Annotated in this window: 12 protein-coding genes; 9 read left to right on the top strand and 3 right to left on the bottom strand. The window is 62.9% G+C overall.

Annotation, left to right across the window (positions count from 1 at the left end; genetic code table 11):
* From EN994_RS06485 to EN994_RS06445, 9 genes are all read left to right on the top strand, one after another.
* A partial coding sequence (locus EN994_RS06485; RefSeq protein WP_206530378.1) for an acetamidase/formamidase family protein occupies nt 1-178 on the top strand: 178 nt, incomplete at its 5' end.
* A gap of 46 nt (nt 179-224) precedes the next feature.
* A complete protein-coding gene (locus EN994_RS06480) occupies nt 225-1988 on the top strand; it encodes an ABC transporter ATP-binding protein (protein WP_063169704.1) in 1764 nt (587 codons plus the stop codon).
* 206 nt (nt 1989-2194) lie between these two features.
* The gene (locus tag EN994_RS06475; protein ID WP_013528530.1) at nt 2195-3403 is read left to right on the top strand and encodes an ABC transporter substrate-binding protein; all 1209 of its coding nucleotides are present in this window, start codon (nt 2195-2197) and stop codon (nt 3401-3403) included.
* Between the two features lie 12 nt (nt 3404-3415).
* Nucleotides 3416-4195 (top strand): ABC transporter ATP-binding protein, encoded by a 780-nt coding sequence (locus tag EN994_RS06470; RefSeq protein ID WP_063169705.1) that lies wholly within the window; start codon nt 3416-3418, stop codon nt 4193-4195.
* A complete protein-coding gene (locus EN994_RS06465; RefSeq protein WP_013528528.1) occupies nt 4188-4898 on the top strand; it encodes an ABC transporter ATP-binding protein in 711 nt (236 codons plus the stop codon). Before EN994_RS06470 ends, EN994_RS06465 begins: the two co-directional genes overlap by 8 nt.
* A 7-nt stretch (nt 4899-4905) precedes the next feature.
* Nucleotides 4906-5793: a branched-chain amino acid ABC transporter permease gene (locus EN994_RS06460; RefSeq protein ID WP_063170419.1), complete on the top strand. Its 888-nt coding sequence runs from the start codon at nt 4906-4908 to the stop codon at nt 5791-5793.
* A gap of 22 nt (nt 5794-5815) precedes the next feature.
* A complete protein-coding gene (locus tag EN994_RS06455) occupies nt 5816-6787 on the top strand; it encodes a branched-chain amino acid ABC transporter permease (protein ID WP_024502115.1) in 972 nt (323 codons plus the stop codon).
* Nucleotides 6788-6885: 98 nt separating this feature from the next.
* A complete protein-coding gene (locus tag EN994_RS06450) occupies nt 6886-7533 on the top strand; it encodes a class I SAM-dependent methyltransferase (RefSeq protein WP_063169706.1) in 648 nt (215 codons plus the stop codon).
* 91 nt (nt 7534-7624) lie between these two features.
* On the top strand, nt 7625-8683 hold the full coding sequence (locus EN994_RS06445) for an aminopeptidase (RefSeq protein ID WP_063169707.1): 1059 nt from the start codon (nt 7625-7627) through the stop codon (nt 8681-8683).
* Between the two features lie 82 nt (nt 8684-8765).
* On the opposite strand, the gene EN994_RS06440 is transcribed toward EN994_RS06445, so the two are convergent.
* The 3 genes from EN994_RS06440 to EN994_RS06430 all read right to left on the bottom strand — a co-directional run.
* A complete protein-coding gene (locus EN994_RS06440; RefSeq protein WP_063169708.1) occupies nt 8766-8999 on the bottom strand; it encodes a hypothetical protein in 234 nt (77 codons plus the stop codon).
* Nucleotides 9000-9103: 104 nt separating this feature from the next.
* Nucleotides 9104-9487: a VOC family protein gene (locus EN994_RS06435; protein WP_082826717.1), complete on the bottom strand. Its 384-nt coding sequence runs from the start codon at nt 9485-9487 to the stop codon at nt 9104-9106.
* A 95-nt stretch (nt 9488-9582) separates the two neighbouring features.
* On the bottom strand, nt 9583-10158 hold a 576-nt coding region (locus EN994_RS06430), incomplete at its 5' end, for a 2-dehydropantoate 2-reductase (protein WP_164745826.1).

Below are 10158 nucleotides of genomic sequence, written 5' to 3'. Positions count from 1 at the left end.
GACCGGCGCCAGGGAAGCGGTTGCGCAGATGGTCGACCTGCTCGCCGGTCGTTATCACATCGACCCAGTCGAGGCCTATATGCTGGCCTCGGTCTGCGGCGATCTCCGCATCAGCGAGATCGTTGACATGCCGAACTGGGTGGTGTCGTTCTACTTTCCGCGCTGCGTGTTTGAATGAGGAGGGGGGGGTGCCGGAGTAAATCCCTCTCCGGGTCACGCGCGCAATGATCACCGCCAGCGAACCCATACTCGACATCGCCAACCTCTCCGTCAGCGTGCGCGGCGAGGAGGGCGAGCGCGAGGTCGTCTCCGACCTGTCGCTGACGTTGTCTCGTGGCGAGACGCTGTGCATTGCCGGTGAATCCGGCTCCGGCAAATCGATGACCGCTCTGGCCATCATGCAGCTTCTGCCGCAGCCTGCCGCCAGGATTTCATCCGGCAAGGTCCATCTCGGCGATACAGATCTGACGATTCTGGACGAGCGCCGGATGCGGCGCATTCGCGGCAACCGCATCGCCATGATCTTCCAGGAGCCGATGACCTCACTCAACCCGGTGCTGTCGATCGGCCGGCAGCTCACCGAATCCATCGAGGCGCATACCTCCCTGTCGCAGAGCGAGGCTCGCCAGCGTGCCATCGAGGCGCTGAAGGCGGTGCGCATTTCGGAAGCCGAAAGCCGGCTAAAGCAGTTTCCGCACGAACTGTCCGGCGGCATGCGCCAGCGGGTGATGATCGCCATGGCGCTGGCGCTCGAGCCGGACGTGCTGATCGCCGACGAGCCGACGACGGCGCTCGACGTCACCGTGCAAGGCGAGGTGCTGGAACTTTTGCGCGATCTGCAGCGCCAGCATGGCACCAGCGTCATCCTCATCACTCATGACATGGGCGTCGTCGCCGAAATGGCCGACCGCGTCATCATCATGCGGCATGGCCGCATGGTCGAAGAGGGAAAAACCGCTGACATTTTCGCCAGGCCGCAAGCCGGCTACACGCGCGAGCTGCTGGCCGCCGTGCCGCGCATCGGCAGCGGTATCGGTCGCCAGGAATCCAGGAGTGCCGAGACGGCAACGCCGGCCAATGTCGCTGACGTCAAGGACCTGCATGTCCGTTTCGACCTGCATGGCGGCTTCTTCGGCCGGGTCACTCGTTGCGTCCACGCCGTCGAAGGCGTCAGCTTCTCGATCGCGCCCAACGAGACGCTGGCGCTGGTCGGCGAATCCGGTTGTGGCAAGTCGACCACCGCCAAGGCGCTGGCCGGACTGGTGCCCTACAGCGGCGACATCGCCATTGGCGGCCGCAATCTGTCCGGCCTCGGCCGCGACGAGCGCAAGGCGGTGCGCCGCGACGTGCAGATGATTTTCCAGGACCCCTATGCCTCGTTGGACCCACGCATGCGTGTCGGCGACCTCGTCGCCGAGCCGCTGCTGATCCACGGTATCGCCTCGAAGGAAGAGCGCAGCGAGCGTGTCGCAGCGCTGTTCGAGCGCGTCGGCCTGTCGGCCGACCAGATGGAACTCTATCCGCATGAATTCTCCGGCGGCCAGCGCCAGCGCGTCTGCATTGCCCGCGCGCTTGCACTGCGGCCGAAGCTGATCATCGCCGACGAAAGCGTCTCGGCGCTCGACGTCTCGGTGCAGGCGCGCGTGCTCGATCTGTTGAAGGAATTGCAGCGCGAATTCGGCGTCGCCTATCTCTTCATCTCGCATGACATGGCGGTGGTCGAGAACATCTCCGACCGCGTCGCCGTCATGTATCTCGGCCAGATCGTCGAGATGGGCACCCGCGACCAGGTCTTTTCCAACCCGCGCCATCCCTACACCAGGCGCCTGATCGAAGCCGTGCCCGTGCCCGATCCCGCGCAGCGCAGAAGCCGCTTCGCGCGCCTCGACCAGGAAATCCCGAGCGCCACCCGCAGGATCGGCGAGGCGCCGCTGAAACTGGCGCTGAGGGATGTCGGCAACGGCCACCTCGTCGCCGCCGAGGGCTGAGCCGGCACTGCCGCCGGGCGGTTCACATGTTTGTGTCTCTATCTCTCGCCCAAGGCTCGCGTTGCGCCGCCAAACCGTATCGCTTCGAACACTAAATCCCTAACGGCCTCTTGCCCTCTGTCCCTATCTTCCTCATGTTCAATACCATTGCGATGATCGATCGTAGGAGGGTCGGTCGGATTCATCGCTATGGGAGGAAGTCAACCATGAAGGTAAGCCTTTTCGTTTCCGCGGCACTTCTCGCCGCATCCGCGATCCCCGCTTCGGCCGCCGAAATTTCCGACGGCAAGGTCAAGATCGGCATCCTCAACGACCAGTCGGGCGTCTACGCCGACTTCGGCGGCAAGTGGTCGGTCGAGGCGGCCAAGATGGCCGTTGAGGATTTCGGCGGCAAGGTGCAGGGAGCGCCGATAGAAATCATCAGCGCCGACCACCAGAACAAGCCGGATATCGCCTCCAACATCGCCCGGCAGTGGTACGACACCGAGCAAGTCGATGCCATCATGGAACTGACGACCTCTTCGGTAGCGCTCGCCGTCCAGGGGATTTCCAAGGAAAAGAAGAAGATCGACATCGTCACCGGCGCGGCGACCACGGAGCTGACCGGCAAACAGTGCTCGCCCTACGGCTTCCACTGGGCCTATGACACTCACTCGCAGGCGGTGGGTACCGGCGGCTCTCTCGTGCAGCAGGGCGGCGACAGCTGGTTCTTCGTCACCGTCGACTATGCATTCGGCTACTCGCTGAAGGATCAGACCACCAAGTTCGTCGAAAGCCATGGCGGCAAGGTGCTGGGCGAGGTGCGTTATCCCCTGGGATCGACCGATTATTCGTCCTTCCTGCTGCAGGCGCAATCGTCGGGCGCCAAGGTCATCGGCCTGGCCAATGCCGGCCTCGATACCTCCAACTCCATCAAGCAGGCGGCCGAATTCGGTATCGTGCAGGGCGGCCAGCGTCTTGCCGCACTCCTGTTCACGCTGGCCGAGGTGCATGGGCTTGGCCTTCAAGCGGCGCAGGGCGTCGTGCTGACCGAAGGCTATTACTGGGATCGCGACGACAAGAGCCGCGAATTCGGGCAGCGCTTTTTCAAGCGCACCAACCGCATGCCGAACATGATCCAGGCCGCGACCTATTCGGCGGTGACGCAGTATTTGAAGGCGATCGACAAAGCCGGCACGGACGAGACCGAAGCCGTCGCCAAGCAGCTGCATTCGATGCCTGTGGACGACGCGGTGATAACCAACGGCAAGGTGCAGGCGGACGGCAACATGGTTCACGACATGTACCTCTACCAGGTCAAGTCGCCAGCCGAGAGCACCAAGGATTGGGACTACTACAAATATCTCGCCACCATTCCAGGCAACGAGGCCTTCCTCAGCGAGAAGGAAAGCGGCTGTCCGACGGCCGGCCAGTGATCGGCGCGGCCGATGGCGCCGACTGACCTGGACGCGAACGAGCCGCGGGTTGTGCTTTCCGCCCGCGGGTTGCGACGCGACTTTGCCGGCTTCATCGCCGTCAAAAACGTCGATATCGATGTCCGCCATGGCAACATCCATGCCCTGATCGGACCCAACGGCGCCGGCAAGACGACCGTCTTCAACCTGCTCACCAAGTTCCTGGCGCCGACCAGCGGCAGGATCGAGCTGCTTGGCCACGACATCACCCGCACCTCGCCGGCCAGGGTTGCGCGGATGGGGCTGGTGCGCTCGTTCCAGATATCGGCGATTTTTCCGCACCTCAGCGTGCTCGACAATGTTCGCGTCGCGCTGCAGCGGCCGGGTGGTCTTGCCGTTCAATTCTGGCGCTCGCTCGCGGCGCTCGACCGGCTGACCCCGCGCGCCGAGGAATTGCTGCGCTCGGTTGGTCTCGACGACGCCAGGAACAGGCTCGCCGGCGATCTTTCCTATGGCAGAAAACGCGTGCTGGAGATCGCCACGACGCTCGCGCTCGATCCGAAAGTGCTGCTGCTGGACGAGCCGATGGCCGGCATGGGGCATGAGGACGTGGCCACGGTTTCCAGCCTCATCCGTTCGGTTGCCAGGGATCGCGCCGTGCTGATGGTCGAGCACAATCTGACCGTGGTGGCCGACCTTTGCGACTGGATAACGGTCATGCAGCGCGGCGAGGTGCTGGCCGCTGGCGACTACGCCACCGTTAGCCGCGACGAGCGCGTCAAGATCGCCTATATGGGCACCGCCGATGACTAGTGCCGCACCTCTGCTTGCCGTCACCGGCCTCAACGCCTGGTATGGCGAGGGCCATGCGCTGCACGGTGTCGATCTGGAAGTGTTTGCCGGCGAGACGGTCACGCTGCTCGGCCGCAATGGCGTCGGCAAGACGACGACGCTGCGCGCCATCATGGGGTTGATCCGCAAGCGGACCGGCCGGATCGCCTTCGACGGCAAGGACCTGATGCGGCTGCCGCTGCACCGCACCGCCCATCAAGGCATCGGCTTCGTGCCGGAGGAGCGCGGCATCTTCGCAACGCTGACCGTGGACGAGAATCTGGTTCTGCCGCCGGTCGTCGCGCAGGGCGGCATGAGCGTCGAGGAGATATTCGATCTGTTCCCCAATCTGAAGGAGCGGCGCAACAGTCCCGGCACCAGGCTGTCGGGCGGCGAACAGCAGATGCTGGCGATCGCGCGCATGCTGCGAACCGGCGTGAAGATGCTGCTCCTCGACGAACCGACGGAGGGGCTCGCTCCCGTCATCGTGCAGCGCATCGGCGCGTTGCTGGCGACGTTGAAAAAGCGCGGCATGACGATCCTGCTGGTCGAGCAGAACTTTCGCTTCGCCAGTCGTGTCGCCGACCGTTTCTATCTGATGGAGCACGGCAAGGTGGTGGCGGGGTTTCCGGTCGGCGAACTGCCGGACCGCATGGCGCAGCTCCACGAAGTCCTGGGTGTATGATGGCGCCATGACGATGATCTTCGGAATCCCGGTTCAGGCCTTCCTCGGCCAGTTGCTGGTCGGCCTGATCAACGGCTCGTTCTACGCCATGCTGAGCCTGGGCCTGGCTGTCATATTCGGCTTGCTGCGCGTCATCAATTTCGCCCATGGCGCCCAGTATATGTTCGGCGCCTTCGTCGGCTACCTGCTTCTCACCCATCTCGGCATCGGCTATTGGCCCGCTTTGATCCTTGTGCCGCTGATAGTTGGCATCTTCGGCGTCGTGGTCGAGCGCCTGGCGCTGTCGAGGCTGTACGATCTCGATCCGCTCTACGGGCTGCTCTTCACCTTCGGCCTCGCGCTCGTACTCGAAGGCATCTTCCGCTATTATTACGGCGTCTCGGGAAACCCCTACGCCGTGCCGCCGCTGCTTGCCGGCGGCACCAATCTCGGCTTCATGTTCCTGCCCAACTATCGCGGCTGGGTCGTGGTCGCCTCGCTGATCGTCTGCTTCGGCACCTGGGCGCTGATCGAGAAGACCAGGCTTGGATCCTATCTGCGCGCGGCAACCGAGAATCCCCGTCTCGTCCAGGCTTTCGGCGTCAACGTGCCGTTGCTGCTGACCCTCACCTACGGCCTTGGCTCCGCGCTGGCCGGGCTTGCCGGCATTCTGGCAGCACCGATCTATCAGGTGAGCCCGCTTATGGGATCGGACCTCATCATCGTCGTCTTCGCGGTGGTGGTGGTCGGCGGCATGGGATCGATCCTCGGTGCGATCGTCACCGGCTACATGCTTGGCCTCGCCGAGGGCCTGACCAAGGTCTTCTACCCCGAGGCCTCCAATCTCGTGGTCTTCGTCATCATGGCCATCGTGCTTCTGGTCCGGCCGGCTGGCCTGTTCGGAAGGGACGCTTGACATGTCGGAAGGGACATCTGACATGACCGAACTGACGCTTCGCGAGGCATCGGCCAAAACCTCGGCACGGCTGGAATGGATGCTGGTCGGGCTCGGCATCCTGGCGCTGCTGGTAGCGCCTTTCCTGATCTATCCGATCTTCCTGATGAAGATGCTGTGTTTCGCGCTGTTTGCCTGCGCGTTCAATCTTCTGCTCGGCTATACCGGGCTCTTATCGTTCGGCCACGCCACCTTCTTCGGCGGCGCCGCCTACTTCACCGCGCATGCCGTCAAGGTCTGGGGCTGGCCGCCGGAAGCCGGCATTCTGCTCGGCATGGCGGGTGCGGCCTTGCTCGGCCTTGTCATGGGCTTTTTCGCCATTCGCCGGCAAGGCATCTATTTCGCCATGATCACGCTGGCGCTGTCGCAGATGTTCTTCTTCTTCTGTGTGCAGTCGCCCTTCACGCAAGGCGAGGACGGCATTCAGGGCGTGCCGCGCGGCATGCTGCTTGGCGTCCTCGACCTGAACGTCTCGCTGAACATGTATTACTTCGTGCTGGCGGTGTTCCTGATCGGCGTCTTCGCCATCTGGCGCATCGTCAACTCGCCGTTCGGCATGATCCTGCGCTCGATCCGCGAGAACGAGAACCGCGCCATTTCGCTGGGCTATTCCGTCGCCAACTACAAGCTGGGCGCCTTCGTCATGTCGGCGGCCCTGGCCGGGCTGGCCGGCTCGCTCAAGGCGATCGTTTTCCAGTTCGCCACGCTCACCGACGTCACCTGGCAGATGTCGGGCGAAGTGATCCTGATGACGCTTCTCGGCGGCATCGGCACCATGGTCGGGCCGATCATCGGCGCCAGCCTTGTCATTGGCCTGGAAAACACGCTTGCCACTTCCGGCTTTCCGGTGACCATCGCCACCGGCCTCATCTTCATGGTGTGCGTGCTGATCTTCCGGCGCGGCATCGTCGGCGAATTTTATGCGCGGATTTTCAAGCGGGCGGGCAAGGACTGAGCAGTTCAAGCTGGCGGCTGAATACCTGACCGCTCGATTGTCCGGTTGCGTCCTAGTTCTGCCGGTAAGGAACTCGGAACCTGGGGGGCCGCACGCCAATGTTGGACAACTACGCGGTGGACGGGTTTGGCGTGATCCACCAGGTCGACTCCAAACCGATCAAGTATGACAAGCAGTACATTTCCTATTACGAGGACCTGAGTGACCGGACCATCAAGCTCGGATATCAGCGACTCGGCTGGGTGCTGGGGATCACTGGCGAGATCCCCCGGTCCGTGCTGGAGATTGGATATGGCACCGGCACATTCATCGAAGCCGCGAAAATAACCGGGGTCGCCGACTGCGCCGGCTGCGACATAACCAGGTTTCCGCTGCCCAAGGGCGTCCGCTTCGTCGATTGGGATGAGGCGCTCTCCAGCTCGTGGGATCTCGTCGCCATGTTCGATGTGCTTGAGCATATCCCGGATCTGGGTTTCCTCGCCCGGCTTAAGGCCCGCTACCTGGCCGTCGCCGTCCCTTATTGCCGCTGGCGCGAGCTCGGCGCCGACGGCGACGCCTGGTTCCGGACGTGGCGTATGCGTCTTCCCGACGAGCACCTCCACCACTTCGATCGTGACTCGCTGGTGGCATTCCTCGCACGCAGCGGCTTCGAATGCATGACGCTGAACTGCTTCGAGGACGGGATCAGACTGCGCCCTGGCGAAGTGGGTCCGAATATTCTGTCCGGATTCTTTAGAAAGCTATAGACCTCGATCAAATCGATGCGGCTGCTTGGGACCTGGGGCAATCGCGACAATCGCCCGATCGGTACGGGAGCACTGCTGTGGGCAAATCGTGATGCGCGCATTCTTTCGATTGGTTGCCGTTATGATCGTGGTGTCTGGCGCGACCGGCTGCACCAGTGTTTCCTATTACGCGCAATCCGTGCAGGGTCATCTGCGGATCATGACGGCGCGCCAGGATGTCGGAAAACTGATCGAGGACCCTTCGACGCCGAAGGCATTGCGCGCTCGAATGGCATCGGCGAGCGCCATACGACAGTTCGCAACGGATGAACTGGCGCTGCCCGACAACAGCAGCTACCGCAGCTATGTCGATATCGGCCGGGATTCGGTGACATGGGCCGTCTTCGCCGCGCCGGCATTCTCGCTGACGCCGCGAACATGGTGTTTTCCCGTTTTCGGCTGCGTGCCCTACCGGGGATATTTCTCCAGGAAGTCCGCAATTGAAACCGCTGCCGAACTTCAAGGACAGGGCATGGATGTCTATGTGACGGGCATCACCGCATATTCCACGCTTGGCTGGTCGAGTGACCCGCTGCTGAGCACGATGTTCAGCGAGGATAAAACCTATCTTGCAGGGCTGGTGTTCCATGAACTGGCCCACCAGCGCGTCTACGTGCACGACGATTCCGCATTCAACGAGTCGTTCGCTGTCGCCGTCGAAACGACCGGCGTGAGAAAATGGCTGCGCGCGGCTGGCGATACCGCCGCATTGCGCCGTTACGAAGCCGCCCGGAGGCGCAAAGCTGAATTTCTTGCGCTGGTGTCGCAAACACGGGACGAGTTGGCAAAAGTCTATTCCAACGCCGGAACCTCGGAGCAAAAACTGGCCGCAAAGACGGCGGCGATTGAACGGCTGCGGATGCGCTACCGACACATGCGCGACAGGCGCTGGGGCCGATACCGGGGATACGATGCCTGGTTCGCTTCCCCGATCAACAATGCAAAGCTCGCCGCGACTTCCGTCTATAGCGATCGGGTGACCGCGTTTCTGCGCCTGTTCGATCTGTGCTCGGGCGACTATGTCAGGTTCTATGCGTCGGTCCGACGGATTGGCGCACTGGACCAAGCTCACCGTGCCGAAGCCCTTGCGGCCGCAGATCGCTGTTATTGAGTCGGTCAAATGGGAGGGCCCGGAGCGTCGGAGAACATGCGTCCGAAACCAACCAATCACACGGTTGAGATCGCGCGCGGTTCTACTGGTCCGAAAACTTCACGCTCACGCCGCGTTGCCGAAAATAAGCCTGCATCAACTTGCGGCCCGAGCGGTTGTTCTGCGCCAGCTTGGTCGGATCGAACACCGCCTGTTTGATCCCCTCTCGCGTCAGCGCCGCCTTAAGCGCCGCGATATGTGTGTCGATGTCGGCATTGTCCGCCCGGAGCGAGGCATAGATGCTCTCGGTCGCCTCGGCCACGGTCAGTTCGCTCATTGGTGTCGTCCTTTGGTTAGTTGGGCGGCGCTTAGCACAGATTCGCGGTCCGCCGATACCGAGACCGTCAGTACAAAGCGCCCATCGTGAAATCGAACCGTTCCTTATGGGGCTTCGTAGAGTTCCAGCGGCAATCCATCCGGGTCCCTGAAAAAGGTAAACCGTTGGTCTGTGTATGGATCGATCCGGATTGGCTCGACGGCAACGCCTGCGGCTTCCAGGCGGATAATCACGGGATCAAGATTAGCCACCGCGAATGCCAGATGTCTCAGGCCTGTAGCCTCTGGGTGGGACGGCCGCGTCGCCGGTGCAGGGAAGGAGAACAATTCCAGTTGGGCCGACCCGATCCGCAGATCCGCCTTCCATGACTGCCGCTCCTCCCGATAAACCTCCCGGATCAGATCGAGGCCGAGGAGTTCGACGTAGAACCGTCGCGACCGGTCGTAGTCGGTGCAGATGAGCGCGACGTGGTGAATGGCGTTCAGCATGCTGCTAACCCTGGTCAAGCTGGGAGATGAGGCCAAGGCGCTTCAAGGCCTGGATCGTCGCGCCCTCGCCACGGTGCTGATCAACCCCGAGCCCATTATCCATAACACCCGCGTTCCACCGCCAGCCGCCGCACCAGCGCCAGCACGGCATCGATGGTCGGGGTCGGCTTGTCCGTTAGCCTGCCAAGTTCCTGCACCGCGCTCACCAGCGCGTCGATCTCCATCGGCCGGCCACGCTCCAGGTCCTGCAGCATCGAGGTCTTGTGCTCGCCGACATCGCCGGCGCCCTTGATGCGCCGGTCGACCGCGATGGGAAAACGCACGCCGAGGCTTTCGCCGATCGCCTGCGCCTCCAGCATCATGGTGCGGGCGAGCGTGCGGGTGCCCTCGTCGGCAACGATCGCGGCAAGCGTGCTGCCGGTCAGCGCCGAGATCGGGTTGAACGAAAGATTGCCCCACAGTTTTACCCAGATCTCGCTGCGGATGTCTTCGCGCACCGGCGCCTGCAAGCCGCCCTTGACCATCTCCTCGGCCAGAAGCGTGACCCGTTCGCTGCGCTCGCCCGAGGGTTCGCCGAGCGAGAAGCGTTTGCCCTCGACATGGCGGATGAGCCCCGGCGCATCGACCTCGACCGCGGGATAGACGACCGAGCCGATGACGCGGTCCGGTCC

The organism is Mesorhizobium sp. M7A.F.Ca.CA.002.09.1.1 (assembly GCF_003998555.1).
In the GTDB taxonomy this organism is placed as follows: Bacteria; Pseudomonadota; Alphaproteobacteria; order Rhizobiales; family Rhizobiaceae; genus Mesorhizobium; species Mesorhizobium ciceri.
The sequence above is the reverse complement of the archived record's forward strand: the minus strand, read 5'-3'. Positions and strand labels throughout refer to the sequence as shown.

Bases quoted from the DNA above. Each gene is read 5' to 3' on its own strand.
- EN994_RS06480 (WP_063169704.1), top strand. From the start codon at position 225: ATGATCACCGCCAGCGAACCCATACTCGACATCGCCAACCTCTCCGTC.
- EN994_RS06475 (WP_013528530.1), top strand. From the start codon at position 2,195: ATGAAGGTAAGCCTTTTCGTTTCCGCGGCACTTCTCGCCGCATCCGCG.
- EN994_RS06470 (WP_063169705.1), top strand. From the start codon at position 3,416: ATGGCGCCGACTGACCTGGACGCGAACGAGCCGCGGGTTGTGCTTTCC.
- EN994_RS06465 (WP_013528528.1), top strand. From the start codon at position 4,188: ATGACTAGTGCCGCACCTCTGCTTGCCGTCACCGGCCTCAACGCCTGG.
- EN994_RS06460 (WP_063170419.1), top strand. From the start codon at position 4,906: ATGACGATGATCTTCGGAATCCCGGTTCAGGCCTTCCTCGGCCAGTTG.
- EN994_RS06455 (WP_024502115.1), top strand. From the start codon at position 5,816: ATGACCGAACTGACGCTTCGCGAGGCATCGGCCAAAACCTCGGCACGG.
- EN994_RS06450 (WP_063169706.1), top strand. From the start codon at position 6,886: ATGTTGGACAACTACGCGGTGGACGGGTTTGGCGTGATCCACCAGGTC.
- EN994_RS06445 (WP_063169707.1), top strand. From the start codon at position 7,625: ATGCGCGCATTCTTTCGATTGGTTGCCGTTATGATCGTGGTGTCTGGC.
- EN994_RS06440 (WP_063169708.1), bottom strand. From the start codon at position 8,999: ATGAGCGAACTGACCGTGGCCGAGGCGACCGAGAGCATCTATGCCTCG.
- EN994_RS06435 (WP_082826717.1), bottom strand. From the start codon at position 9,487: ATGCTGAACGCCATTCACCACGTCGCGCTCATCTGCACCGACTACGAC.